Here is a 25,792-nt window from a genome sequence, read left to right as displayed (position 1 = left end):
GATATTTTATGAAAGTACTGTTATTTAGTGCAAGTTTACTTGTACTTATTGCCGGTTGTACCCCAACAGTACAGCTTGCTGTTCCCGATAAACCGATTGTGATTAATTTAAATGTAAAAATTGATCATGAAATCAAAGTGAAAGTTGATAAAGAGCTAGATGATGTATTTAGCGACGATGAGTTATTCTAGCCAAAATGGAGCTTACAATGAAAAGAATTTTTTCAACCTTGATTATTTTATTTGCGATGTCTTTTTCGGTACAAGCAATGGATTTACAAGCCGCTAAGCAAGCTGGCTTAGTTGGCGAGCAAGTTAATGGTTACCTCGGTGCAGTAAAGCCAAGTGCTGAAGTGAACGCGTTGGTTAAAGAAGTAAATGAGAAACGTAAAGCTAAATATCAAGAATTAGCAACTAAACATAATGTTACTGTGCAAGCTATCTCTGCGCGTGCCGCGAAAAAAGCCATGTCGATGACAGAGCAAGGCCAGTTTATTGAATCTGCTCCAGGTCAGTGGAAGAAGAAATAGTAATAACATAACTCTTTATTTATAAAGGAAATGACGTTTATAAAAACAATGGCGTTTATAAACGCACAAGCCCTACTGTGATGTATTGATAGCATTATAGTGGGGCTTTTTCGTTTTTACCGCGGGATAACTGCTTGTTTCTGCGTAAGGCATAACTGTATTTTCAGGCTATTATTAGAGGGAGATTAAAGACTGGCTGAATGGGTGGATATGGGTAAAAAACAGCAACTAACAGTATACGATATGGGCATTGATACCCATCAAGAACCAGTCGTTTACATGAGAAATGATTGTCACATATGCCTAGCAGAAGGCTTGATGGCAAGTTCCCGGGTACTGGTAATATCCGGTGGTCAGCACATCATCGCTACACTTAACGTTGTTGAGCAACACGTCCTGCCTGTCCAACATATCGGTTTCTCTTTGGTTACCTTACAGCGGCTTGGTGTCGTTAGTGGCGAAAAAGTACAAGTCAAACACGCACCTGTGGTGTTATCAACCAGTGCCGTTCGGAAAAAGATCTATGGGCATGCACTAAGCGAAGCGGAGATTCGCTCTATCGTGGTAGACATTAGAGACCATCGTTATAGTGATATTGAAATCACCAGTTTTTTATGTGCTTGTGCAGGTAACAATTTGAGTGCCGCCGAGATCGTATCCTTGACCCGCATGATGGTCGATAGTGGTAAGCGATTAAGCTGGCCCCAGCATACCAATGTCTATGATAAACACTGTATCGGTGGTTTACCTGGCAATAGAACGACTCCCTTGGTGGTTGCGATTGCCAGTGCTGCTGGTTTGATTATTCCTAAAACGTCTTCACGCGCAATAACTTCGCCAGCAGGTACCGCTGATACCATGGAAGTGTTGATGAAGGTGAATCTTGATCTTGATGAGATCCAAGCGGTTGTTGAGAACACCGGGGCTTGTCTGGTGTGGGGCGGGGCGGTGAGTTTAAGCCCGATTGATGAGATCTTAATACGTATTGAAAGCGCATTAAATCTTGATGGTGAAGGGCAGTTAATTGCATCTGTCTTATCGAAGAAAATTGCCGCGGGTTCTACCCATGTACTCATTGATATTCCGGTAGGTGATACCGCTAAGATCAGAACTCAGGCTGATGCCGAGCGCTTGGCTGACTTATTTGTTGAAGTCGGCACGGCATTAGGCCTAGGTATACGCTGTGTTATCAGTGATGGCAGTCATCCTATTGGCCATGGTATTGGCCCTGCAGAAGAAGCGCGCGATGTGCTCGCTGTGCTAAAATTAGAGAAGCAGGCACCACTGGACCTACGCTTACGATCGTTGACGTTATCTGCTGAATTACTCAATTTCGCCCATGGTTATGGACTTGATTTGGCCTTGCAAGTGGCGACCGAAATACTTGATAGTGGCCAGGCATGGCAGCAGTTCCAACGTATTGTTGATGCACAAGGTGAGGGTAAAGCAATACCAACTGCAAATCATCATCGTATTGAATATGCCAAACGTAATGGTTATGTGCGCAGTATTGATAACCGGCGTCTTGCGCGATTGGCAAAATTAGCGGGTGCACCGAAAGAGCGAGGTGCTGGCATTCGGTTGCATGTTGATGTTGGTGATAAGGTGCTAAAAGGTATGCCGTTGTTTACCTTATTTTCCGATACTTTAGGGCAGCGTGATTATGCATTAGGTTACTTTAACGATAATCGTGATTTGTTTGAGATAGGAGAGTGAGCATGGATGTCGCATTGACACCAGCTATTTTATTCACGCTGAATGAGCATCCGCTACAAAATCAGTTATGTCTGCGGCTACCTGCAGTGAACGGGCAATACAGCTATCGACGATTTCCTGATGGAGAGTCTTACCTGCGTATCGATATGGAAGTGCGAGATCGGCACTGTATTGTGCTCGCGGACCTTGCTTATCCTGATGATAAATTTCTATCACTGATATTCTTAGTGGCAACATTGCATGAGTTGGGCGCAGCATCAGTGGGACTCGTTGCGCCTTATCTCTGTTACATGCGTCAGGATAAGCGTTTTTCTGCTGGTGAAGCGGTTACCTCGCGTATTTTTGCTAGTCAGTTATCATCACAAATAGACTGGTTAGTCACTGTTGATCCGCATTTGCACCGCTATCATTCCCTTGATGAAATTTACGCCGTTCCCAGTCAAGTTGTACAGGCCGCGCCGTTACTATCACAATGGCTATTGAGTCAAAATGAAATGTTATTAGTTGGTCCAGATGCTGAAAGTGAACAATGGGTTTCGCAGGTTGCAAGTACCTGCAACCATCCCTACGTGGTGGGGAGTAAGCAGCGTCTAGGCGATCGAAATGTAATTGTTTCCTTACCAGATTTAAGCGATTTTAAAGACTATACCGCAGTGATCATCGATGATGTGATAGCCAGTGGCCAGACTGTACTAAAGTGCATTGATGCGTTACATAAGCAGGGTGTTAAACGGATTTTTTGTGCCTCGGTGCATGGTATTTTTGTTGATGGTGTCGATGAATTATTGCTGAGCAGAGGCGTGAGTCAATTAATTACCACTAACTCAATACCACATGCTTCTAACATGCTGGATCTGAGTGGTATTTTAGTGGAGCCAATAAATCAGAGTATTGCCTTGTTAGCCAGCGCAAGCACGCCGTGATCAAAACGGCTGTTGGCTATTGAGAATTAGACGTAAAAAGCCCAGCTATGATGATTAACATCTTAGCTGGGCTTTTATATTACTTACTCAGAATGTTGGTATTAACGGCTCTAACCAACTGCTGGGATCACGTCCGCCATTTGTAAAAACTGCGAAGCGATAATTAAACAACCCATTAAGCTGGCAAGTACGAGTGTGGTATTACCACCGACAACGCGGTAACCACTTACTTGGGTTTTACGCTGTTTCGATACCATAGCAACAGGTAAGAAGATTGCTAAGATCACCAGTGCGATTGCTGCATAACCTAACGCGGCAATGAAACCTTGTGGGTAAAACAGGGCAAAAGCCAGTGGCGGTAAAAATGTCACGAGGGCTGTTTTTACTCGGTGTAATTTACTGTCAGTGTTAGTGCCAGAATGAGTGCCTGAGCTATCGCTACTATCATCACTGCTATTGATAGGATTAATACTGCTGTTCGTGCGTTTCATCATGCCAGATAACAAATCAAACAAACCTAAACTCACGCCTAAAAATGACGTTGCCAAAGCAAGATCTGCAAATACAGAGACAGACTGGCTGACTTGCGGTTGTTGTAATACTGAACTGAGTGATGCAATGAAGCTAGTTAACGAGTTATTGGCCATCAAATCTGTCTGGCTTAATACACCTTGCGTAGCGACTTGCCATAACAGGTAGATCACCAGCGGGGCAGATGCACCACAAATCATCACTTTCTTCAGTGTTTTAATATCAATACCGACATAACGTACGATTGACGGGATACTACCGTGGAAACCAAACGACGTAAAAATTACCGGTAATGCTGACAATAACAAACCTTGCTGTACTGGCATTTCTAATAGATTAATCGCTTCAACGTGTGGAAATAGCAAGCTGAGCGTCAGGGCTAAAACAATGATTTTAACACTAAACAATACGCGATTGACTATATCCACTGAGTGCGTACCGATAGATACTACCGTCGCGACTATGATTGTCAGCAGTATAGCGCCAAACTGAGGCGTCAACTCTAAACTCATTAACTCATTAATTTTGTGGGTTAACTGTGAACCGCCACCGGCAATATATGCAGCGCAAAGCGCATAGAATAAGAAGAAAGAAGCAAATGTCGCGAGATATTGACCAGGTCTACCCAGTAAATTTTTTGCCAGCGAGTTAAGCGTTGCGTCTTGCTCAGCGTGCTGATGAATTTCTAACATCAACAAAGCCGTGTACGTCATTAAACCCCAGTTAGCTATGATCAAAAATGCCGCGGTATAGAAACCTAAACCAGCCGATGCCAAAGGTAATGCTAACATACCACCACCAAGTGCGGTGCCAGCAACAATAAGGGTACTGCCTACTATCTTATTCGAAGTCATAAAAATTCCATTACGGATAACAACCAAGGGTGTAAACTTATATTTACGGTTAATACCTTGAACATATATAAAGCGTTAAGGTATAGCGAGTTTACTTATTTTATAGGGCTTAGTGCAATAGCTTTAGTGTGAAATGTGTAAAATAACATGTAAACCATTATTTACACCCGTCAGTGTGGTTGTATTGTGATATAAATTACTGCTGTAAGTTTATTGATCTTCTTATGTAGACTACGCACTGACCCAATTACGTAGTACCATAGCGGGGTCTTTAAATTGCTCAGATAATAATACTCTATGTTTAAGTTTTTCGAAAAAATGTCCTCGGCGTTCCCTAAGCATCAGCCAGAACAGCCGCCGCAAGATCTAGTGGCTTTTTGCCGTTACTATACGCGTGGCTTTGAGTCACCTTTATTAGCGATGGCAATATTAAGTGCGATGATCGCGATATTAGAAGTATCGTTATTTGGCTTTATGGGGCAGTTGGTGGATTGGTTATCAACCCATGAACCACAAAGTTTCTTAAACGATGAAAGTGCTAACCTTATTGGCTTAAGTGCATTGATACTGGTGGGGATGCCATTATTGGTATTACTGCACTCGTTAATCATGCACCAGACATTATTGGGTAATTACCCTATGTCTATTCGTTGGTTAGCCCACCGTTATTTATTACGTCAAAGTGTGTCTTTTTTCCAAAGTGACTTTGCCGGACGTATTGCTACCAAGGTAATGCAAACAGCCTTATCAGTACGTGAAACCGTGATGAAACTGCTGGATGTATTGGTTTATATCTCAGTGTACTTCCTCGCGATGCTGGTCATGATTGGTCAAGCAGACATGCGTCTGATGCTGCCTATGCTGGCGTGGTTTGTTGGTTTTATTGCCATTCAGTTATATTTTGTACCTAAGCTTAAGAAGATCTCGACAGAGCAAGCTAATGCGCGTTCTATGATGACCGGCCGATTAGTTGATAGTTATACCAACATCACTACGGTGAAATTGTTCTCGCATAACTCCCGCGAAATGGTGTATGCCGAAGAAGGTATGGACGAATTTTTGGTGACGGTACATAAACAAATGCGTTTGGTTACGGGTTTCACCTTCTGCGTTGAATTATTGAATTACTTATTATTGTTCGGTGTCGGTGCGATATCGATCATGTTGTGGTTAGACGCTAGCTTAAGTGTCGGTATTATTGCTGTGGCGATTAGTTTAGCGCTACGTCTAAACAGTATGTCGAAATGGATCATGTGGGAAATCGGTGGCCTGTTTGAAAATATGGGTACTGTGATTGACGGCATGAACACTTTGGCTAAGCCGATTGAGATTGAAGATAAAGCCAATGCTAAACCATTAACAGTATCTGCAGGTGAAATCGAATTTGATAACATCAGTTTCCATTACGGGGAATCTGCTGGTGTGATTGATAACTTAAATCTGAAGATAAAAGCGGGTGAGAAAGTCGGTCTAGTGGGGCGTTCTGGTGCCGGTAAATCGACCTTGGTTAACTTGTTAATGCGTTTTCACGATGTTGAATCGGGTGCGATCAAAATTGATGGCCAAAATATCAGTGATGTTCAGCAAGACAGTCTACGTGGTCAAATCGGTATGGTGACGCAAGATACGTCATTATTACACCGTACTATTCGCGACAATATTATGTATGGCGATCCAGATGCGAGCGAAGCGCAATTGCTTCAAGCCACCAAGCAAGCTTGCGCGCATGAATTTATTAGCACGCTGACAGATACCTTTGGTAATAAGGGTTATGATGCGCAAGTTGGTGAACGCGGCGTTAAGCTCTCGGGTGGTCAACGCCAGCGTATCGCTATTTCTCGGGTATTATTAAAAGATGCACCCATTCTAGTATTAGATGAAGCGACATCAGCGTTAGATTCTGAAGTTGAATCAGCAATTCAAGATAGCCTAAATGAATTGATGGATGGCAAAACCGTGATTGCGATTGCTCACCGTTTATCAACCATTGCGGCGATGGACCGTTTGATTATTTTAGATGAAGGCCGAGTGATAGAGCAGGGTTCACACCAAGAACTGCTAGAACAAAAGGGTATTTATGCCAAACTTTGGGCACATCAAACCGGTGGTTTTATCGGTGAAAATGCGTAATACCTATGATCTAAAAAAATAGCGCTTAACAGGTCTTTAAATAGCACTCAAAGGCGTTCTTATAATAGTCCTCGAAAATATGCAGCTCACAAAATCGTCATAGTGGTGAGCTGCATATATTATTTTGTTTTATACCCCTCCTATATTAAATCCTCCAGTTATATAAAAATACTACTTTATGACTAATTGTAAGCCATTTTGACGATTTTATTTATACTGTATTGATTCATATCAAGAGTTATTTATACTGCCTGCGTAGAATGTTAATAATAATAGTTATCATTAGGATTAGGTGTGGATATGAAGTTAGCGTTATTAAATGATGGTGTTGTCGCTACAATTACCGATATGTCAGCTTTACCTGCTGACACACGCAAAAAATTAATGGTGATGGGCGTATTACCACAGACTGAAGTAACGTTGATGCGTCGAGCTCCTATGGGCGATCCTTTGCAAATATCTGTACGTGGCGTCTCTGTTGCCATTCGTAAGCAACTTGCGCAACAAATTGAAGTTGAGACCGTTTAATGTTGTATCAAATCCTAACCATTGGTAACCCGAATAGCGGTAAAACCACCTTATTTAATGCCTTAACCGGTGCCAATCAACGCGTTGGTAACTGGGCTGGTGTAACTGTTGATAAAAAAACAGGGCGTTATGGCCACGCCGGAGATGAGTTCTTATTAACGGACTTACCTGGTATTTATGCCTTGGACAGCAGTAATGAAGTGAACAGTGTTGATGAGATGATCGCATCGAAAGCGGCATTAAATCATGCTGCAGACCTGATCATTAATGTTGTTGATGCCTCATGTTTAGAGCGCAGTTTATACATGACACTGCAATTGCGTGAACTCGGTCGTCCCATGGTTGTGGTATTAAACAAGATGGACGTATTAGCCCGTCAACGCCAAGTCCTCGATATTAAAAAATTAGAAAAAGCCCTTGGATGCCCAGTATTGGCCTTGTCTGCAAATGCAAAAGGTGAAGTTAATAGCTTTAAACAAGATCTGCATTCGTTAGTACAAAAAGGCGTTACAACAACACCGCTAACGATGAACTATGGTCCAGAGATCGAAGCGGCGATCAGCGAATTAGACATTCATTTTTATGAGCATAATGTCGCACCACGATCGTTGGCAGTTCGTGCATTAGAAAATGACAGCTTGGTGAGTGATTTACTCAGTCTTGATATCCTTATCCAGGTATCAGAGGTTAAGAATAAAGTCGCGGAATCAGTCGAAACAGATTTCCATATTGCCAATGTGCGTTACACCTTTTTACACCAGTTATGCAATAAAGTACGTCGTCAGGAAGGTAAGTTAAGCCGTTCATTCAGTGATAAAGTCGACCAAGTAGTATTGAATAAATACATCGGTATCCCGTTCTTCTTCGCGGTAATGTATTTGATGTTTATGTTCTCGATAAACATCGGTGGCGCATTTATCGATTTCTTTGATATTAGCTTTGGTAGCGTACTGGTTGATGGCGGACATTATCTGCTGGATGGGGTATTACCAGTGTGGCTGGTGACTATTATTGCCAATGGTATTGGTGGTGGTATTCAAACCGTGGCGACATTCATACCCGTGATTGGTTGCTTGTACTTATTCCTTTCATTACTTGAAAGCTCAGGTTACATGGCGCGTGCTGCGTTTGTACTTGATAAAGTAATGCAAAAAATCGGCCTACCAGGTAAAGCTTTTGTGCCACTGGTGCTGGGTTTCGGCTGTAATGTACCGGCTATTATGGCAACGCGTACCTTAGAGCATGAACGTGAACGTCGATTAGCAGCAGCAATGGCGCCGTTTATGTCATGCGGTGCGCGATTACCTGTTTATGCCTTATTCTCTGCGGCATTCTTCCCTGAACATGGTCAGAATATTGTCTTTGCCTTATACATTATTGGTATTTTGGTGGCGGTATTCACCGGGCTATTATTACGCTGGAGCCTATATCCAGGTCGCAGTGATAGTTTTATCATGGAAATGCCTGATTACGAATTACCAACAATGCAAAACATGCTGATCATTACGTGGCAAAAACTAAAACGTTTCGTCTTTGGTGCGGGTAAAACCATTGTCTTAGTGGTGGCATTCTTAAGCTTCTTTAATTCACTGGGCACTGATGGTAGCTTTGGCAACGAAGAAACAGAAAGCTCGGTACTGTCGCAAGTAGCGCAAGTGGCAACGCCATTACTTGCGCCGATTGGTATTCAAGCAGATAACTGGCAAGCAACCGTGGGTATTATCACGGGGATCTTTGCTAAAGAAGCGGTAATTGGTACCTTGAATAGCTTGTACTCAAGCGCAGAAGGTGATGATGCTGAATTTGATTTATTAGCCAGCTTAGAAGAAGCGGTATTATCAATTCCTGCGAATCTCGCTGACTTAAGTTATTCTGACCCATTGGGTGTTGATGTCGGCGATTTGAGCGATATGAGTGCCGTTGCTGATGATCAAGAAGTTGATGTGACGCTTTTTGGTAACTTAAAAGACAGCTTCGGCTCTGATGCAGCAGCCTTTTCATTCTTACTATTTATTCTATTATACACGCCTTGTGCTGCGGCAATGGGTGCTTATGTACGTGAATTTGGTCGTCCATTTGCGGTATTCATCGCTAGCTGGACTATGTTTTTAGGTTACTTTGTGTCGACTATGTACTATCAAATTGCTGAGTTCGCATCCCACCCGGCATCAAGCATGGGCTGGATAGGTTTGTTCAGTGTGTTAATGTTGATTGTTGTTGCGCTGTTGAAAAAACAAGGTAACAAAGTAAAACTACAAGAGGAGCAGGGCCAATATGATTTTAACGCGCCTGAAAGATCATCTTGTTGCTAACGGCAAGACCAGCCGCGCTGAATTAGCCAAAAAGTTTGCTATTAGCGAAGACGGTATTGATGCCATGCTAGCGCTGTGGATAGCGAAAGGCAAAATATCGACAACCATCAGTCAGCGTCCACGACTTGGACAATTAAACTGCGATGTTTGGTATCGTTGGAACGATGACAACCAACTGGCGATTACAGTGTTGAACTGATTTGTTATTAGTAACATTTTTATGAGTAAACATTGTCCTTAGTAAAATGGTTATCAGTAAACTTTAATAGCATCAATCAAAAGGCAAATACTTGACTAATTAAGTGGGGTATTTGCCTTTTGTCAATTACAGCCCCTGTTTTTACTCATATACTTTAGTTAATTCTTATTTTAAAGGTCAAATCAATGCAAATTACTGACTTAGCTGAGGAACAAAAAATCCTCCCTGTGTTACGTCTTGGCTTCCGCCCATTCTTCTTAGCTGGCGCTTTGTTTAGTGTCATCGCTTTATTGCTTTGGGGCGCAATGTTATCCGGTTACATCACCTTTCAGCCTTATGGTGGCGGACTGTGGTGGCATATACATGAAATGCTATTTGGTTTTGGCTGCGCTATTGTTGCTGGTTTTTTGTTAACCGCGATCCAAAACTGGACGGGGATGCGCGGTATTTCCGGTTTACCTTTGCTGGGACTATTTATGCTGTGGTTAGCGGGGCGTGTGGCGCTACTGTTACCAACACTGTTGAATGACTATGTTATTATCTTGCTTGATTTGAGCTTCCTACCTGCCGTTGCTTATATCTTAGCTAAACCGTTAGTGAAAATTAAACAGTACCGTAATTTGTTTTTTGTGCCGTTATTAGTATTATTTACGGTTGCCAATATTGAAATGCATTTAGCTAAATTAGGCTTAGCTAACATGACCGTCAACCAAGCGGCTTATGCATCGGTTACCTTGATGGCGGTGTTAATGTCGGTGATGGCGGGGCGTGTTGTGCCTATGTTTACGGCGAACGGCACTAAAACGACAAAAGTATTACCTTTACCTTGGTTAGAGAAACTGGCGACGGGTAGTCTTGCTATCATCACCGCCTTGTTATTACTACAGCCGTTAATTACTGTGCCTGCAGCGGTATTTGGTACTTTGTTTATGCTCTCTGGTATATGCCAAGCAATTCGCTGGTGTCGTTGGAAACCTTGGATCACTTTTGGTGTGCCGCTGTTATGGTCAATCCACGGATCGTTGTTCTTTATCTGGGTAGGACTATTCACCGTAGGCATGAGTTACTTTATTGCAGTACCATTTGTTAGTCATTTATGGCATTTGATTACGGTTGGAGGCATGGGGGGATTAATTCTAGCGATGATATCTCGAGTGTCATTGGGTCACACGGGTCGAATGCTACAACAACCTAAAGCGATGTTTTGGGGCTTCTTAAGCATATTTATTGCTGCGACGATTCGAGTTATCGGCCCCATTTTCTGGATGCAGCATTATATTACCTTTATTAACGTGAGTATTGCATTCTGGTTAATTGCTTTTGGATTGTTCGTTTATCATTATGTACCGATGTTGTTCAAAGCGCGTGTAGACGGCCGACCAGGTTAGAACCGTTTGACAGCGAATCAAGGTTTATATACAGTGGCGACATGTGCCACCTAAAATGAACGGATTTATGGAATTACTTCAGTTTTACAAGTGCTTAGCGGATGAAACTAGGCTTAAAAGTTTATTATTAATACAACACGAACACGAGCTGTGCGTGTGTGAATTAACACACGCACTAGCCCAAAGCCAGCCGAAAGTATCTCGTCATCTGGCCTTATTACGCCAAAATAAAGTTGTTATCGACAGACGTAAGGGCCAGTGGGTACATTATAAAATTAACCCAGAGTTACCAAAATGGGCACTACAAATACTATCACTCACCTTAATAGACAATAAGGGTTGTATTACACATGAATTAGAGCGCTTGATTGAGATGTCATCGCGTCCTAACCGTGAAACAATATGTTGCTAATCCCCGCGTTATAACAGCGTTCAGAGCTATTTTTTATAATCTCTTTAAGTATTTCCCTGCCAGGTTAACTTTCTGTTTTTTTGATTTTATATTTAGTGATATTAACCACAATAAACGAGACTATGTGTCACCTTGCTGTGCTACTATGAAGTTAGTTCATAAACAGGGATGATTAATGAGTAATATTACAAGCAACGCACTTGACGTGTATTTTGATGAATTACAGCGGTTTAGTCAGTTATTGTCTAAACAGGAAGAATACGATACAGCGGTTGCTGCAGCAAATGGAGATAAGGCTGCACGAGATACTATGATCCAATCTAATCTGAGGTTGGTGCTTATGGTGGCAAAGAAATACCAGAACTACTCACTTGATTGGGACGAGATCATCCAAGAAGGTAATACCGGTTTAATGCATGCAGTAGATAAGTTCGATCCCGAACGAGGTTGTCGCTTCTCAACGTATGCAGTTTGGTGGATAAGAAATAACATCGAACAGTATATTATGAATCACGCCCGCACGATCCGGATCCCCATTCATGTTACCCGTGTTTATAAACAGATTCTCAAAGCGTCTTCTGAACTCGGTCTTGATCTTGATACCAATGAAGGTATTACTAAGATCTCGCAAGAGTTAAAGATTTCTCCCCGTAAAGTACTGAATATATTAGGTCACTATTTCAATGAAGGATCGTTGGATAAAGAGATCATCAGTGGTGACAATTTATTAGCGAGTTTAAAAGATTTGGTTGCCGCAGAGGTTAATTGTCAGCCGGATATTCGTTATGAAAAATGTGATTATTACGAATACATGGATGCGTTATTAGAATACTTACCAGTACGCAGCCAGAATATCATTCGCTTACGCTTTGGCTTTAAAGGCCAAGATCCAATGAGTTTAGAAGCAATTGCGCAATTGATGGATATTTCTCGCGAACGTGTGCGACAAATCATTCGTAATGGTCTGAGTCAAGTGAGAGAGCAATTGTGTGCGAATGACTTGGTAAAAGAAGATTTTGATTTTGAAGCTGACTCAATCTGTACGACAGGTGTGTGATCAGTGTGATGTCAGCTAGATATAACACGCGCTGACATCACTACTATTCATAGACTAAGCTTTAAACGCCATGTTCAGTAAGGAAATTAACTTAGCTGGATCATTTTGTGTTTGTGTTATCTCACCCAATGTTACCGCTTGTTCTGGGTTAACAGAAATAGTGATACTTTTAGGATCGTTGATAAACTTAATAAATGCTTCAGTGGCACTGCTCGCCAGTTTGATTTGCTCTTCACTTAATTCGTTATTCTTATTCTCAATATCTGCAGCAAGTAACGCGCTAATCTTATCTGACATATGTTGCTTTAACTCTTCAACACTAATATCTGACGATTGAGCTTCTTGCTTAAATAAACGCTCAACAAATGACTTATCTGTATAGGTAAATTCAGCTGCGTTAAGTTGGAAATTAGGGTAAGCAAATAACAGTGATACTGGCTGTTGCGGATCAAATTCAAAATTAGCGATATTCAATGAATATTCCATTTTACCCATGTCTTGTGCGCTAAGATTAAACTGCCAATCCATTACGTTATTCACGTAAGTATATTTAGTCGCTAAACTGATCAACATATTATCTTTGTAGCCGAGCTCTTGCAGCAGCATTGCTGTTTGTGGTTCGATATCATCAATGCTGATGGAAATACCGTTTAAGGCAAGGTCTAACGCGGCAGGAAAGTCTGATGAGGTATCAAATTTATTCACTGTAATTTCATTAATTGTAATCGGACTTTCACTGCCATCTGCAGGGCTGAGTACAACATCACGTAATTGAATTTTTTGAGTGATAGGTTCAACACTGATATCGCCATATTTAATATCAATCATTGGCTGAATTTCGATGATCTTGGCATCAAGTTGGGTTGCTACTTTGTCTGTCATGTAGATTTTGCCGCCAGCATAGCTTGCTGCAAGACCGGCGATTACTACGCCTGATATTAATTTAATATTCATGGTGTCACTTATTTGTTGAGATGGATTTTATTCGTGTTAAATAAAAATAGTTTATTGAATTTATTATGTATTGGATATTAAAGGATTGGAATAGTTCAGAGAGATTTAAGCAAAAAATTAAACAAAAAACTAAGGTTTATCACTAAACTGGCGTTTTTACTCGTTAAGTACTAATTCTATTGCATGCAAAGTATGAAGCCTTATACTTACACGCTTCATACTTTTCTAGTTGTTATAGCAGTCTCTTATGCCAGCATCATTACCACTAATACCTTCTTCACCTTGCTTGATTATCATCCGTGGTATCCCTGGTTCGGGTAAATCGACACTCGCGCAACACTACATGCAATCTATGCCTAATGCAGTGCACTGTGAAGCCGACCATTATTTTATCAATAAACAAGGTCAGTATTGCTATGATGGGCGTAAAATAAAAAACGCGCACGAATCTTGTCAGCAAAATATGCACAACGCATTAAGCGAAGGGCTGTCGGTGGTGGTGAGTAATACCACCATTAAACTCTGGGAACTAATCACCTTATTAGATATTGCCGCTGGTTATAATGTCGAAGCACATATCATTCATTGCTGCGGTCAGTTCACTAGCTCCCATAACGTACCTGCTGATATCGTCGCGAGAATGGCGCTGAGTTATGAACCTCATCCTGATGAAAGCCACTATATTCCAAGCTAAGTACTTTGTCTTCATCATACTGCAGTATCGGCTGTGGCATATTTACTGTGTCAGTCTTTTAAATAGGGTTCATGATTTAGCAACCAAGGTTTATCACTAAACCTTGGTTTGTGATGAGTAAGTACTCATTTTATTGTTTGATTATTGGGTTAATCAAGTAGGGTAGGGTCAATAATTTGAGTGCTAGAGCCGTCACCAGCTAAGAAGCTTGAGATTTGGCGTTGTAATTCCTCGGTTGCAATTTTTTTAGCACCTGGCGTCAACCTGTTATATGCAATTGCAGAGCTATGTTCACCGACGTTGACTAATGCCACTTTCTTGATTGTAGAATTGTCTGTAGCAATATTATCCAGACCCAGTTGTTTTATTAGTGGTGTCGTACCTGCTACAGGTGAAAAAGGCGCTGCATTTTTATTATCTGTATTCTCCCCTGTGTTCGTCGTCACAATATTGGGGATGACCATATCGCCTTTAACTTGAGCGAGGTAAATGGGTGTCGAAGCATCGATATTTCGTGCAAGTGAAAATGGGTCAACTGTCTCAAGAACCGTTTGAGCTACAGCTGCAAAGCTTTGTAATGTAGCGTCGACTGTTGCTTGAGCTCCTGGTGTATCGGCTGCGCGTTTGTAGAATTTGTTAAAACAACCCATTTCTTTACGACATGACTTATCTGCAAAGGTTTGGTAATCAGTACTTACTCCCATCATCAAGCTATGTTTAAGCGTTCCAGCAAAGATGTCTGAATTCAGCAGTAAGTATGGAATACTACCGCCTGGGTTGGCAAATACGGCTTTATCAATGGTGAAGCTATCATTAACTAACATATCATTAACTAACATATCATTAACTAACATATCATTAACTAACATATCATTACCTAATATATCATTACCTAATATATTACTGCCTAAGATAGGGCGATCAATTGTTGCTTGCAAGCCAATGCCTGTCATTGCGCCAAGTGAATGGCCGAAGAAACTGACGTGTTTTGTATCAAGAAGAGCAAATGCTGTATTTTCTATGCTTGTTGTGTTGCTTTCCTGTGCCGACCCTATCATCGCTATACCTGCACGTAAACCGAGCAGGTCAACGACGGCTTGGCGCATGTTATCACGACCCACAGGGAGATATTCAAAGTTCAGGAACACCTCTGGCTCATTAGGGGTTGTTACAATATCACCTTTAAGCGCACGTTCACCATGGAGTGGTAAATCAATGGCCAGTATTGCATAGCCCTTAGTAAGCGCCTCAGCAGAGGCTAAGATATTTTCTTTAACAGAAGTAATACCATGTTGATAGATGACCACTGGCACTTTATTTTCAGCTGTAACGGGTTCTCCATCTTTATCTGTTGTTGGTGTAATTAATAAAAAATTAACATCTTCAACGACTTTAACTTGTGGCAATGGGCTGTATTTCGTGATTAAACGCTCGCGATCAAGTGGCTTTCCATTAAGCGTGAACGATTGACCAACCAGTTTGAATTGTTCCTCGGTATCCGCAAAATTTGCTGGATTAATCCCTGCTGCAGCTAACTGTCTGCCGAGTTCTAATTTTTCTGCATCAGAGCCTGAATTTAATACGTCAGAAATAATAGCAAGACTTGGCATCGCACTTTGCCATGGCGTATTCTTCCATTTGTCATTGGCTATATCACGTTCTAGGAACGAAGGAAGCTTAATTTTACCTTTGTAAACTTTAATACCAGTCGACTCTAGCATCATTGACGCAGGTGTTACCGCCGTTAGTCCTGATATCGTAGGATCATATAAGCCTGTCAAATCTAAATTATTTGGATTTGCACTGTTAGGCAGAAGTGAATCATCTTCCAAAGGCCATATTTTATTTGCAGTTGCTTCTGTACTGATTGATTGCAGGGTTAAGGCTGTCGCTAACTTTGTAAAATATAGCGCTTCACCAGCAGAAGACGTGGTAAACCAACTGGAGTAAATAATGTTTTTATAATCGGCGATGCCGTAACGATCCATCAAGCCTTCAGCCTGCCAGACTACTTTTTGTGGTATTTCAAAGGCGTTACCAGTTTGCGCTATCCTGGTATTTTTCAATGACGCATAGTTGCTGGACATGCCGAGTTGGTCTCCAGCGCTATCGACGAGTGTATCTGTGATGGCATAAATATAGTCACTGCCGGGTTCCAGACTCCCATTAAGCGGTAATACGGTTAATGATGTACCGTCTGAAATCACCTCATAATCGACACCTGCTGTTAATATATCTACAGATGGATCTTGAATACTAAATATTTTAGCGCTTGATACGTTAATTTTAGCCACTTTAACGGCAGATTCTAATAATTCGATATCTGTTGTTAGGGTAACCTCGGCCGGTAAATTAAGTTCAATGACGAAAGGTTGCGTTGGACTCCAACCATCGGTATCACCCATCGCTACCGCTGGATTACGGCGGTCGGCAGGATCATCTTCAACGTTAAGTGGAATGTTTAACGTACCATCTGAGCTATCCATCAATAAATAAGTGGGTATCGACACGGTTTTTTTCGACGAGATTAAATCAAACGCGATACTTGATTGGCGATTAAGAGAATCTTTAATAATGTCATCGTTATTGTTGCTTAGATTTGTTTTGTCATTTCCGCAGGCTGTTAATCCAAGTACGCTTGCAATCGTAATCGCAAGCATTTTTTTATTTGTCATTTATAATCTCGATTTTTGAATGTAGAAAATTAACACTTCAGCGTTAACGAAGTGCTATATATTGGTATTGTTAAGTAGACTGGCTATGATTAATCTATAATTTAAAGTGCCACTTTTGAGGTATTCTTTGTTATATTGTTCTGGATTGAAAGGATGTTTTCATTTGTTTACAATTCACGACATTGCGTCATATAAGATCTTTTGGTTAACATTTATGTCGTGTTCGTTTCTATTTTATGTTGCGATAATCTTATTTGTGAGAGCGAAGGTTGATGTATACAGCGAGTCGACATGAGCGTAACCATTTTGGTATGTTTATCGGCTCCAGGCTCTTGATATAACGTTAATTATCTCATTATTAAGCTACTTGTTTTAAAAGAGACCAAGATAAGTGTTTCTTACGATATAACTTGCTACAAAGCATCGCTTTTGTCATATAACTGTCATAAAACTGTCATAAAACTGTCATACAATAGTGACGCGAAATTGGTATCGCATAACAGCTATAAAAGGCAACGTAATGAAGCAAGTTTTAGAAGTATTTTGGCAGTTTTTTACATTGGGGTGGATCAGTTTTGGTGGCCCAGCTGCACATATCGGTTATTTCGAAAAAACATTCGTGCAAAAACTAAAATGGATAGATAGCGAAAGCTATGCAAGGTTAATTTCGTTAAGCCAGTTTTTACCTGGTCCAGGTTCAAGTCAGATCGGTTTTGCTATCGGTTTACGTCGCGCCGGTGTTATTGGTGGTTTCACTGCCTTTATCGCATTCACATTTCCTTCGGTATTATTGCTGTATATCTTAGCAACGACCAACGCCACACAAGACGCAGCATGGTTAGTGAGTATTACCCATGGACTAAAATTGTTAGCGGTTGTGGTGGTTGCTGATGCAACGTTGAATATGTACAAAGGCTTTTGTAAAGAGCGCACGACAGTAACGATTTGTGTTGTTACGGCAGCCGTGCTGTTGCTTGTGCCAAGTCTATTAACCCAAATGCTGGTATTGATTGCAGCGGCCATCGTGGGTATGAAACTTAAACAGCCAAGTGCAATAACGTCAGTAGTCACATCAAAAGGCGGCGTTAATTACTTACCGCTTGCGATCTTTGCAGTGTTGTTTGCTGGCCTACCGTTATTAACGAACTCACCTGCATGGTTAACTATTTTTACAGACTTCTTCCAGTCGGGCAGTTTAGTATTTGGTGGCGGCCATGTGGTATTACCTATGCTGCAACAAGCCTTAGGTGACGCTATTGATACTGACCGCTTCTTAATGGGTTATGCTGCGGCACAAGCTGTACCGGGTCCGATGTTTTCACTGTCTGCATTTTTAGGTGCTGATCTCTTAGTTAACTCGCCGTTAATGGGCGCGTTGATTGCAACCGTAGCTATCTTCTTACCGGGTTTCTTACTGGTATTGGGTTTCCATGGTGCTTGGGAGTCGTTAGCGGCCAAACCGAAAGTGGCGGGTGCTGTTTGGGGTATTAATGCCGCGGTTGTTGGTTTGCTGATGTCTGCGCTTTACAGCCCGGTATTTACTTCTGCGATCATTAATCCAGTCGACATGGCTGCGGTGATTGTTGGTTTCTTTGCGCTACGCACATTGAAATTACCGATTATGGCGGTGGTTGCTGGCTTTATTGCATTTGGTTATGTACTGGGCCTGTAAGACTACGTACAGAATATAAAGTCGGTCTGTATAACGTTACCCAGCAATGAAAGCACGAATAAAGGTAGTATAACCTTATAATTGCTGGGTATTTAGTTTGTTATAAACAAGATATACTTTCGCAAATAGAATCAAATTGCGGATTAAATAAAATGAAGGACTACTACCCGAAACGGATTGTGTGTTTAACAGAAGAAACCACAGAAATGCTGTATATATTGGGCGAAGAGTCTCGTATCGCCGGTATTTCAGGTTTTACTGTTCGTCCTCCGCACGCGCGACAAGCGCACCCAAAAGTATCTGCATTTACGTCTGCAAAGATAGATAAGATCCTCGATTTAAAACCTGACCTAGTGCTTGGATTTTCTGATATTCAAGCTGATATCGCTGGCGCATTAATCAAGCAGGGTATTGCTGTGCATATCTTTAATCAGCGTTCTGTTGATGAAGTATTTAGTATGATCATGATGCTAGCCAGTCTGGTCGGCGCCAGTGATAAAGCGGCTATTTGGTTAGCTGATATTGAAAGTAAAATTGCCCGCATTAAACTCAATGCTGCTAAATACCGTAAACGTCCGAAAGTCTACTTTGAACTATGGAATGATCCATTAATGTCGGGGATCCAATGGGTTTCAGAACTTATTGAGATAGCTGGGGGAGACGAGTGTTTCCCTGATCTTGCCAAAGAGTCATTAGCGAAGAATCGTATTATTGCCGATCCAAGTATCGTGGTCGATGCTAATCCTGACATCATTATTGGCTCATGGTGTGGACGTAAGTTTCAGCCTGAGCAGGTTGCAGAACGCGATGGCTGGGATGCGATCAGCGCAGTGCAAAATAAACAATTATTTGAAGTTAAATCGGCAAATATATTACAACCGGGTCCTGCAGCTTTAACGGATGGTTTAGACCAACTTGTTGCTATTATCGAAGCATGGCAACAGCAGTACTTAAACGAAAATGAGAATGTATAACTTGGATATTGAAAGTATGACGAAATCAGTTGTTGAAGACAAAATAGTAAACATAGAAGAGAATACAGAGCAAGTGTCATCAACCGTGATTGCGCCAGTTGCGAAGCAATGTTCAGAATGCCAAGCAGAGTTTGGTTGTGGCGTCGCCTCGGCAAGCGAGCAGGGTAGTTGTTGGTGTCAAGATTTACCGGCAATAATGCCATTAGGTACACTCAGTGATTGTTTGTGTAAAACCTGTTTAGCCAAGGCTATCGGTGCTGAAATCATCAAACAGCTGAATGCAGCTGGTTCACCTAAGGCGCGCCTTGCGATTGCGGAACCGTATCGTCATCAAACCGAATTGGTCGAGAATATTGACTTTACCATTGAAGATGGCCGTTATGTTTTTAGCGAGTGGTACCATTTAAAACGTGCCCGCTGTTGTGGTAATGGTTGTCGTCATTGCGCTTATAAATAAGCGTTGAGTAGTTAATGGATAGTTGTTGGATGAGTAAATTATGGAAAAGCAAAAGACATTAATTTCATGGAGCACCGGCAAAGACGCCGCCTGGACTTGCCTGCAATTGGCGCAAGATCCAACTATCGAAGTAGTCGGTATCTTTTGTTCGGTCAATGCCCTGTATCAACGCACTGCAGTACACTCTGTGCGTATTGAGTTATTACAACGTCAGGCTGCAGCAATGAACTTGCCTTTGGATGTTATTGAAATCCCTTATCCGTGTAGTAATATTGAATACGAAGCGATAATGGATGCGTTCGTTGAACAGGCCAAACAGCGAAAAGTTGTGAATTTTGCTTATGGAGATTTGTTTTTGGCCGATATAAAAAACTACCGGGTGAATAATCTTGTTGGTACTGGTATTAACGCGATCTTCCCGTTGTGGGAATTGGATACCCAACAGCTAGCCAATGATATGGTAGCTGGTGGCCAGAAAGCGATGGTGACTTGTGTTGATCCACGCCGATTATCTGCTGATTTTGTCGGTAAAGTGTTTGATAGCGCGTTTATCGCTAGTTTACCTGAAGGCATTGACCCTTGCGGTGAGAATGGTGAATTTCATACCTTTGTGTTTGATAGTCCGCTGTTTTCAAAACCCATTGATATTAAAACCGGTGAGCTGAATAGTGAAGGGCACTATACCTGGATAGATTTGGAACTGGTTGGATAGCAAAATAAAAATAAAAATAAAAATAAAAGTAAAAGCGCTTTACCGTTGCGCTTATAATTGATTAGATTTAAATAAAATAATAGCATCGCGATCTTAAATTGAACGCTAATGTCTGTTCGAACACAGGCGTGACAGTTATACTATTTTAATTAATGCCTTCATTAGTTAAAGGGATTATTAATAACATCAAGGACGTACATAATGAAAAGAATAATACTAATAGTAGTCTTCGCAATGTTTGTCATTGCTGCGATAACGAGCATTGTGTCAACATCTTATATTTCTCATCAAGAAATAGATAAAATAATTCTAAAAAAATCACAAGAGCAAGCCTCTTTACTCGCTACAAATGTTGAATATGTGCTAGAAAAATCATCACAGCCAATCATTGATTTACAACAATTAGTTACCGAGCTGAAAGTACGTCCAGATATTTCCTATGCGATTGTTATTAACAAAGAAGTTAAAGCAGTTGCGCACAGTGATAAAGAAAAAATCAATAAAGTCTATGATGACAGTTATAGCGTAGCAGGAGCAAGCCAAGGCGTTTCACAACATTCAAAATGGTATGCCGATGTACAAGAAGTATGGGTTTACGACATCATGTCACCGATCTACGTTAATGGTGAATTGTATGGTACGGTCGATATTGGTATTCCGATTACTGAAGTAAGTGAAGCGGCAGCTGATATTTTAATCACGCAGTTAATTGCAATCTCGGGTATATTTTTCATTTGCATATGTGTCCTTATTTGGCTGATGGGCCGTCTTTTCAAACCGCTTTCTGGTTTACAATTGGCGTTGGAAGATATATCGAAAGGTGATGGCGATTTAACCGTAAGACTGCCTATAAAAGGCAATGATGAAATTGCTAATATATCTAAAGCATTCAACGCATTTGCCGGAAACATTAATGAGATCATCACACAAGTCGTTAAAACGGGCTTGGAATTAGGTCATTCAGCAACAGATGTAAGAAACCAAGCATTACGTTCTTTATCTCGCGGTGAAATGCAAAGTGAACAATCTTTATTGGTGGTAACGTCGATGAATGAAATGATCGCCACCATTAATGAGATATCTTCAAATGCATCGGGCGCCGCTGACGCCGCTAAAAATGTGAATAATGAAACGCAAGAGGGTAACAATGTATTGCAAGAGGCGGCTGGCACAATTCGTAATCTGTCCGAAGAAATTAACAGCACCTCTCTCGTCATTACTTCTTTAGCAGAAAGAACTCAATCTATCGGTTCGATACTTGAAGTGATTAATGGTATTTCAGAACAAACTAACCTGCTTGCTTTAAATGCGGCCATTGAAGCTGCTCGTGCTGGTGAAGCTGGTAGAGGCTTTGCAGTTGTTGCTGATGAAGTGAGAACGTTGGCGACTAAAACCGCTAAATCTACAGGTGAAATTCAGAATATGATTGATCAACTGCAACGTGAAGCAAAAAGCGCTGTGGACGCGATGAGTTGTAGTAAGTCTTTAACGGTTGAAGGTTCGAAGGCTACTGAAGAAGCGCAGGAAGCATTGACGAGAATATCAAATCAGGTTATCGCAATTCTTGATTTGAATACGCAAGTCGCCACGGCGACCGAAGAGCAATCTAGCGTATCTAATGAGATTAACATCAATATGGATACTGTGAATCACTCAATAGTTGAAGGCGCTGCTGCGAGTAAGGAATTAGAAGTGACGAGTAGAAATTTAACTGAACTTGCATACACTTTGGATCAACATGTAGGTTCTTTTAAAATATAGCATTTAGTTTAGATATGAACTGCTGTTGTCATGGTAGTCAGTTTATTTTGGTAATCCCCTGCTAGCTATTACATCTAGCAGGGGATTAAAATAGCAGTCTGGTAATTGATCGTATAAAGGCGCTTGCACTTTATTCCAAATCGGCTAACTCAAGCTTAAGCATTGATATCTTGTCATTTTCTTGTTTAATTTTACGTTCGTACTTTTGAACTTTATTCATTTTATTTTCTGATTCCGCCTCACTGAGGTCTGATTTATAGTCCTCAATATCCTCCATCGCATCATCTATTTTATCTTGTATATCATCACGTAAACCGCCGACTGTGCAATATTCAGTGGTATATTTTAACGCTTTATTTAAGCCATCAACCTTATGTTGATTATTATCAGATTTAGCCATCGACAATTGTTTATTAATCTCACAAACCTTTTTATCACATGCTTTTAAAGCACTGCAATCAGCGGCAAAGGCATTGGTCGATATACCGAGTAGTACACACAGAGCTAGTTTAAAGCTGGTTTTCATATAAATATCCCTCTTAATTATCATGTAACGATTTTACCAAGGTCAAATGAACTGAATATGAATAATATTCATTCTAAGACTAAGGGAGTCGCGTTGTGGATGGCTCGTAAGCGTATGTTTTTAGATAAAGAACAGTCATAAGTCTTTAGTTATTGCACTTTAGTCTTTAGTTATTGCCCTTTTAGCTAAAGTGTACATAAATATAAGAGTACTTTGAAAATATTCATCTTTAATTTATAGAAAGACTTAGGTTTATAGCAATACTTTAATTATTAGGGAATGATAATGCATAACAAATATAAAAAAATCATAATCGCGACGGCTTTGGCTTCTTCTCTTACCGGTATTACGGGTTGCGTCGGCAGTAACGCTGTCACTGCCAAGGTAATGCAATTCAATGTCGAAGTGGTTGATAATCGCTATGCTCGAGGTGGCTTGAATATCTTAATGGCCCCTGTTTATGGGATATCGGTGGCAGTCGATTACTTGATCTTTAATTCACTCGGATTTTGGACTGGCACAAACCCGCTTAATGATAAACCACACATATTTGATACTAAAGTAGATGCCACATTTAAAATAAATGACGACTTAGATCCAGCGCTGAAAGACGCACCAATTAAACCACTCGCTAATCTACGTATTATCGAAACAGGCGTGATGACGCAAGTGGACGATAATACCTTACGGATGGACATAACCTACAATAATGGCGATAAAGCAGTATTAACTGGGGTTAAGCAAGGTCAGTTAGTGACGTATTACATCGACGGTGTTGTTGTTAGCGAAACATCGATGGAACAATTACAAGCCTTTACAACGTCATAAACTTATCATCACGTTCTATTATCAATATTGCCGATGTAACTGTCGGCTTTTTCTATTTTCTTCTATTTCTTATAAAGCAAAAAGTAAAAAGTAAAAATCATAATATCGAACGAGACATGAACTGAAGATGAATACGCATAGTAGACATCAACAGATCATTATAGAATGAAGAATAGCGTTATTAACCGACTTGATCTAATGCTTGGCTCACATCAGCAATAATATCGTCTATATGTTCAATACCTACCGAAATACGAATAAGGTCTTCTGACACACCTGCTTTGGCTAGTTCTGCAGCATCAAGCTGTCTGTGCGTGGTTGACGCCGGATGACAGGCTAATGATTTCGCATCACCAATATTAACTAATCGTAAAATCATTTGCAGCGCATCAATGAAATGTCCGCCGGCTTCTTTACCGCCGCCAGCTAATGCTGATTTGATACCAAAACTGATGATACCGGACGCTTTACCACCGGTGATCTTATGGCAGTTATCTTGGTAAGGGCTATTCTCGAGTGCGGCATAATTCACCCAATTTACTTTCGGGTGCTGCTCAAGATATTTAGCTAAGGTTAATGCGTTACTGCAGTGGCGTTCCATTCTAAGCGCCAGTGTTTCGAGTCCTTGCATTAACAAAAATGCACTTTGTGGGGCAAGCGCTGCGCCGGTATTTCGCAGTGGACCTACACGACAACGACCAATAAAGGCGGCTGGACCAAATGCTTCGGTATAAACAACACCATGGTAAGACACGTCAGGTTCATTGAGTAATGCGAAACGCTTAGGCTGTGCAGCCCAATCAAATTTACCTGAATCAATGATTACGCCGCCAATGGTTGTACCGTGACCACCGATATATTTGGTTAAAGAGTGGATCACAACGTCGGCACCATGTTCAAACGGTCGGCATAACACAGGTGTCGCGACTGTATTATCAACCATTAATGGTACGCCATGTTTATGCGCAATTTCTGCTAATCGCTGCAAATCGACAATGTTGCCGGCAGGGTTACCAATTGATTCACAAAATAGCGCTTTGGTATTCTCATCAATAAGTGCTTCCAAGCCTGCAAAATCGTCAAATGCCGCCATGCGAACATCGACACCTTGACGCGGTAACGTGTGGGCAAATAAGTTGTATGTGCCACCGTAAAGTTGGCTGGTACTGACAATGTTATCGCCAACTTGTGTTAGCGCTTGAATGGCATAAGTAATTGCCGCCATGCCGGATGCGACGGCTAATGCACCAATACCACCTTCGATCGCGGCTAAGCGCTGTTCTAGTACATCGGTAGTAGGATTCATGATACGAGTATAAATATTGCCTGGCACTTTTAAATCAAACAAATCAGCACCATGCTGGGTATTATCGAAAGTATATGAGGTTGTTTGATAGATAGGTACAGCAGCTGCTTTCGTCGTTGCTTCAGATTCATATCCGTGATGAAGTGCCAATGATTCAAGTTTCATATCGATTAATCCTAATTCCTTTTGAATGAAATATAAACATATCAAACAGCCATCTAAATGTCTAAAACTATTTTAACAACTATGCAACTCTCGTTGCAGCTGTGTGATTCTATTCACATATGGTAAAGGTTTAGTACAGAAAAGTAATTGGTCATTCGCAAGGTTTTATAAAGGAGAGCAGGGGGGGCTTATCATTTAAAATGACTTAACGTGTAAATAAATGAAACTAAAATCCATTTTCATACGTATAGGTTAAGTAACTAACTGAGGAGTACGACCATGTATTCAATATTTAAACGAGATCCAGTCAAAAAACTAACTAAACTCTATAGCGCTAAACTTGAACAAGCGATGTATGCACAGCGAAATGGCGATATTAGAGCATATTCAATGCTCACTGTTGAGGCTGAAAAATTAGCCAGTGAAATCGATGCGTTAGATAGTTCAATTAAAAATAGTCCAATGAAAAAATAGTTATAATTGATAGTC

24 protein-coding genes are annotated in these 25,792 nt (G+C 41.0%); 19 read left to right on the top strand and 5 right to left on the bottom strand.

The window, feature by feature from the left end:
- Nucleotides 1-8 precede the first annotated feature (8 nt).
- The 4 genes from CXF93_RS12700 to CXF93_RS12685 all read left to right on the top strand — a co-directional run bounded on the left by CXF93_RS12700 (nucleotide 9) and on the right by CXF93_RS12685 (nucleotide 3,168).
- Entirely contained in the window at nucleotides 9-191 is a 183-nt protein-coding gene (locus tag CXF93_RS12700; RefSeq protein WP_101062861.1) for a YnbE family lipoprotein, read from the top strand.
- Nucleotides 192-208: 17 nt separating this feature from the next.
- Nucleotides 209-529 (top strand): YdbL family protein, encoded by a 321-nt coding sequence (locus CXF93_RS12695; RefSeq protein WP_101062860.1) that lies wholly within the window; start codon nucleotides 209-211, stop codon nucleotides 527-529.
- A gap of 210 nt (nucleotides 530-739) precedes the next feature.
- On the top strand, nucleotides 740-2,245 hold the full coding sequence (locus CXF93_RS12690) for a thymidine phosphorylase family protein (RefSeq protein ID WP_101062859.1): 1,506 nt from the start codon (nucleotides 740-742) through the stop codon (nucleotides 2,243-2,245).
- 2 nt (nucleotides 2,246-2,247) lie between these two features.
- Nucleotides 2,248-3,168: a ribose-phosphate diphosphokinase gene (locus CXF93_RS12685; RefSeq protein ID WP_101062858.1), complete on the top strand. Its 921-nt coding sequence runs from the start codon at nucleotides 2,248-2,250 to the stop codon at nucleotides 3,166-3,168.
- Between the two features lie 110 nt (nucleotides 3,169-3,278).
- On the opposite strand, the gene CXF93_RS12680 is transcribed toward CXF93_RS12685, so the two are convergent.
- The gene (locus CXF93_RS12680) at nucleotides 3,279-4,553 is read right to left on the bottom strand and encodes an aromatic amino acid transport family protein (RefSeq protein WP_101062857.1); all 1,275 of its coding nucleotides are present in this window, start codon (nucleotides 4,551-4,553) and stop codon (nucleotides 3,279-3,281) included.
- Between the two features lie 297 nt (nucleotides 4,554-4,850).
- On the opposite strand from CXF93_RS12680, the gene CXF93_RS12675 reads away from it, so the two are divergent.
- The 7 genes from CXF93_RS12675 to CXF93_RS12645 all read left to right on the top strand — a co-directional run bounded on the left by CXF93_RS12675 (nucleotide 4,851) and on the right by CXF93_RS12645 (nucleotide 12,579).
- Nucleotides 4,851-6,683: an ABC transporter ATP-binding protein gene (locus CXF93_RS12675; protein ID WP_101062856.1), complete on the top strand. Its 1,833-nt coding sequence runs from the start codon at nucleotides 4,851-4,853 to the stop codon at nucleotides 6,681-6,683.
- A 300-nt stretch (nucleotides 6,684-6,983) separates the two neighbouring features.
- Nucleotides 6,984-7,211 (top strand): FeoA family protein, encoded by a 228-nt coding sequence (locus CXF93_RS12670; protein ID WP_101062855.1) that lies wholly within the window; start codon nucleotides 6,984-6,986, stop codon nucleotides 7,209-7,211.
- Entirely contained in the window at nucleotides 7,211-9,523 is a 2,313-nt protein-coding gene (gene feoB, locus CXF93_RS12665) for a Fe(2+) transporter permease subunit FeoB (protein ID WP_101062854.1), read from the top strand. The genes CXF93_RS12670 and feoB overlap by 1 nt, the downstream gene beginning before the upstream one ends.
- On the top strand, nucleotides 9,486-9,722 hold the full coding sequence (locus CXF93_RS12660) for a FeoC-like transcriptional regulator (protein WP_101062853.1): 237 nt from the start codon (nucleotides 9,486-9,488) through the stop codon (nucleotides 9,720-9,722). Before feoB ends, CXF93_RS12660 begins: the two co-directional genes overlap by 38 nt.
- A gap of 185 nt (nucleotides 9,723-9,907) precedes the next feature.
- Nucleotides 9,908-11,110 (top strand): NnrS family protein, encoded by a 1,203-nt coding sequence (locus CXF93_RS12655; protein ID WP_101062852.1) that lies wholly within the window; start codon nucleotides 9,908-9,910, stop codon nucleotides 11,108-11,110.
- Nucleotides 11,111-11,177: 67 nt separating this feature from the next.
- Nucleotides 11,178-11,522, top strand: coding sequence for a metalloregulator ArsR/SmtB family transcription factor (locus tag CXF93_RS12650; RefSeq protein ID WP_101062851.1), 345 nt, complete (start codon nucleotides 11,178-11,180; stop codon nucleotides 11,520-11,522).
- Nucleotides 11,523-11,697: 175 nt separating this feature from the next.
- Nucleotides 11,698-12,579: an RNA polymerase sigma factor RpoD/SigA gene (locus tag CXF93_RS12645; RefSeq protein WP_101062850.1), complete on the top strand. Its 882-nt coding sequence runs from the start codon at nucleotides 11,698-11,700 to the stop codon at nucleotides 12,577-12,579.
- Nucleotides 12,580-12,633: 54 nt separating this feature from the next.
- Here CXF93_RS12645 and CXF93_RS12640 read toward each other — a convergent pair whose 3' ends face one another.
- Entirely contained in the window at nucleotides 12,634-13,533 is a 900-nt protein-coding gene (locus CXF93_RS12640) for a hypothetical protein (RefSeq protein ID WP_101062849.1), read from the bottom strand.
- Nucleotides 13,534-13,780: 247 nt separating this feature from the next.
- On the opposite strand from CXF93_RS12640, the gene CXF93_RS12635 reads away from it, so the two are divergent.
- A complete protein-coding gene (locus tag CXF93_RS12635; RefSeq protein ID WP_101062848.1) occupies nucleotides 13,781-14,227 on the top strand; it encodes an AAA family ATPase in 447 nt (148 codons plus the stop codon).
- Between the two features lie 149 nt (nucleotides 14,228-14,376).
- Here CXF93_RS12635 and CXF93_RS12630 read toward each other — a convergent pair whose 3' ends face one another.
- Entirely contained in the window at nucleotides 14,377-16,902 is a 2,526-nt protein-coding gene (locus tag CXF93_RS12630) for a VolA/Pla-1 family phospholipase (protein WP_101062847.1), read from the bottom strand.
- 520 nt (nucleotides 16,903-17,422) lie between these two features.
- Here CXF93_RS12630 and chrA point away from each other — a divergent pair.
- The 5 genes from chrA (at nucleotide 17,423) to CXF93_RS12605 (ending at nucleotide 22,478) form a co-directional block, all read left to right on the top strand.
- On the top strand, nucleotides 17,423-18,574 hold the full coding sequence (gene chrA, locus CXF93_RS12625) for a chromate efflux transporter (protein ID WP_101062846.1): 1,152 nt from the start codon (nucleotides 17,423-17,425) through the stop codon (nucleotides 18,572-18,574).
- A gap of 152 nt (nucleotides 18,575-18,726) precedes the next feature.
- Nucleotides 18,727-19,548 (top strand): cobalamin-binding protein, encoded by an 822-nt coding sequence (locus tag CXF93_RS12620; RefSeq protein WP_101062845.1) that lies wholly within the window; start codon nucleotides 18,727-18,729, stop codon nucleotides 19,546-19,548.
- Between the two features lie 16 nt (nucleotides 19,549-19,564).
- Complete coding sequence (locus CXF93_RS12615) at nucleotides 19,565-20,005, top strand: DUF5522 domain-containing protein (RefSeq protein ID WP_232784194.1); 441 nt, start codon at nucleotides 19,565-19,567, stop codon at nucleotides 20,003-20,005.
- A 40-nt stretch (nucleotides 20,006-20,045) separates the two neighbouring features.
- A complete protein-coding gene (locus CXF93_RS12610; RefSeq protein WP_101062843.1) occupies nucleotides 20,046-20,717 on the top strand; it encodes an ATP-binding protein in 672 nt (223 codons plus the stop codon).
- 201 nt (nucleotides 20,718-20,918) lie between these two features.
- Nucleotides 20,919-22,478: a methyl-accepting chemotaxis protein gene (locus CXF93_RS12605; RefSeq protein WP_101062842.1), complete on the top strand. Its 1,560-nt coding sequence runs from the start codon at nucleotides 20,919-20,921 to the stop codon at nucleotides 22,476-22,478.
- Nucleotides 22,479-22,608: 130 nt separating this feature from the next.
- Here the strand turns inward: CXF93_RS12605 and CXF93_RS12600 are convergent, their stop codons facing one another.
- Nucleotides 22,609-23,004, bottom strand: coding sequence for a DUF1090 domain-containing protein (locus tag CXF93_RS12600; RefSeq protein WP_101062841.1), 396 nt, complete (start codon nucleotides 23,002-23,004; stop codon nucleotides 22,609-22,611).
- 285 nt (nucleotides 23,005-23,289) lie between these two features.
- Here CXF93_RS12600 and CXF93_RS12595 point away from each other — a divergent pair, with 285 nt between their 5' ends.
- Complete coding sequence (locus tag CXF93_RS12595; protein WP_101062840.1) at nucleotides 23,290-23,832, top strand: DUF3332 family protein; 543 nt, start codon at nucleotides 23,290-23,292, stop codon at nucleotides 23,830-23,832.
- 181 nt (nucleotides 23,833-24,013) lie between these two features.
- Here the strand turns inward: CXF93_RS12595 and CXF93_RS12590 are convergent, their stop codons facing one another.
- Nucleotides 24,014-25,303 (bottom strand): O-acetylhomoserine aminocarboxypropyltransferase/cysteine synthase family protein, encoded by a 1,290-nt coding sequence (locus CXF93_RS12590; RefSeq protein ID WP_101062839.1) that lies wholly within the window; start codon nucleotides 25,301-25,303, stop codon nucleotides 24,014-24,016.
- Between the two features lie 279 nt (nucleotides 25,304-25,582).
- On the opposite strand from CXF93_RS12590, the gene CXF93_RS12585 reads away from it, so the two are divergent.
- Nucleotides 25,583-25,777, top strand: coding sequence for a DUF6435 family protein (locus CXF93_RS12585; RefSeq protein ID WP_101062838.1), 195 nt, complete (start codon nucleotides 25,583-25,585; stop codon nucleotides 25,775-25,777).
- The last annotated feature ends 15 nt before the right edge of the window (nucleotides 25,778-25,792 follow it).

The organism is Moritella sp. Urea-trap-13, assembly GCF_002836355.1.
Classification (GTDB): Bacteria; Pseudomonadota; Gammaproteobacteria; order Enterobacterales; family Moritellaceae; genus Moritella.
The sequence above is the reverse complement of the archived record's forward strand: the minus strand, read 5'-3'. Positions and strand labels throughout refer to the sequence as shown.

Bases quoted from the DNA above. Each gene is read 5' to 3' on its own strand.
- CXF93_RS12610 (WP_101062843.1), top strand. From the start codon at position 20,046: ATGGAAAAGCAAAAGACATTAATTTCATGGAGCACCGGCAAAGACGCC.
- CXF93_RS12620 (WP_101062845.1), top strand. From the start codon at position 18,727: ATGAAGGACTACTACCCGAAACGGATTGTGTGTTTAACAGAAGAAACC.
- chrA (WP_101062846.1), top strand. From the start codon at position 17,423: ATGAAGCAAGTTTTAGAAGTATTTTGGCAGTTTTTTACATTGGGGTGG.
- CXF93_RS12605 (WP_101062842.1), top strand. From the start codon at position 20,919: ATGAAAAGAATAATACTAATAGTAGTCTTCGCAATGTTTGTCATTGCT.
- CXF93_RS12645 (WP_101062850.1), top strand. From the start codon at position 11,698: ATGAGTAATATTACAAGCAACGCACTTGACGTGTATTTTGATGAATTA.
- CXF93_RS12635 (WP_101062848.1), top strand. From the start codon at position 13,781: ATGCCAGCATCATTACCACTAATACCTTCTTCACCTTGCTTGATTATC.
- CXF93_RS12680 (WP_101062857.1), bottom strand. From the start codon at position 4,553: ATGACTTCGAATAAGATAGTAGGCAGTACCCTTATTGTTGCTGGCACC.
- CXF93_RS12670 (WP_101062855.1), top strand. From the start codon at position 6,984: ATGAAGTTAGCGTTATTAAATGATGGTGTTGTCGCTACAATTACCGAT.
- CXF93_RS12685 (WP_101062858.1), top strand. From the start codon at position 2,248: ATGGATGTCGCATTGACACCAGCTATTTTATTCACGCTGAATGAGCAT.
- CXF93_RS12640 (WP_101062849.1), bottom strand. From the start codon at position 13,533: ATGAATATTAAATTAATATCAGGCGTAGTAATCGCCGGTCTTGCAGCA.
- CXF93_RS12650 (WP_101062851.1), top strand. From the start codon at position 11,178: ATGGAATTACTTCAGTTTTACAAGTGCTTAGCGGATGAAACTAGGCTT.
- CXF93_RS12630 (WP_101062847.1), bottom strand. From the start codon at position 16,902: ATGACAAATAAAAAAATGCTTGCGATTACGATTGCAAGCGTACTTGGA.
- CXF93_RS12660 (WP_101062853.1), top strand. From the start codon at position 9,486: ATGATTTTAACGCGCCTGAAAGATCATCTTGTTGCTAACGGCAAGACC.
- CXF93_RS12675 (WP_101062856.1), top strand. From the start codon at position 4,851: ATGTTTAAGTTTTTCGAAAAAATGTCCTCGGCGTTCCCTAAGCATCAG.
- CXF93_RS12615 (WP_232784194.1), top strand. From the start codon at position 19,565: ATGACGAAATCAGTTGTTGAAGACAAAATAGTAAACATAGAAGAGAAT.
- CXF93_RS12595 (WP_101062840.1), top strand. From the start codon at position 23,290: ATGCATAACAAATATAAAAAAATCATAATCGCGACGGCTTTGGCTTCT.
- CXF93_RS12600 (WP_101062841.1), bottom strand. From the start codon at position 23,004: ATGAAAACCAGCTTTAAACTAGCTCTGTGTGTACTACTCGGTATATCG.
- CXF93_RS12655 (WP_101062852.1), top strand. From the start codon at position 9,908: ATGCAAATTACTGACTTAGCTGAGGAACAAAAAATCCTCCCTGTGTTA.
- CXF93_RS12585 (WP_101062838.1), top strand. From the start codon at position 25,583: ATGTATTCAATATTTAAACGAGATCCAGTCAAAAAACTAACTAAACTC.
- CXF93_RS12690 (WP_101062859.1), top strand. From the start codon at position 740: ATGGGTAAAAAACAGCAACTAACAGTATACGATATGGGCATTGATACC.
- CXF93_RS12590 (WP_101062839.1), bottom strand. From the start codon at position 25,303: ATGAAACTTGAATCATTGGCACTTCATCACGGATATGAATCTGAAGCA.
- CXF93_RS12695 (WP_101062860.1), top strand. From the start codon at position 209: ATGAAAAGAATTTTTTCAACCTTGATTATTTTATTTGCGATGTCTTTT.
- feoB (WP_101062854.1), top strand. From the start codon at position 7,211: ATGTTGTATCAAATCCTAACCATTGGTAACCCGAATAGCGGTAAAACC.
- CXF93_RS12700 (WP_101062861.1), top strand. From the start codon at position 9: ATGAAAGTACTGTTATTTAGTGCAAGTTTACTTGTACTTATTGCCGGT.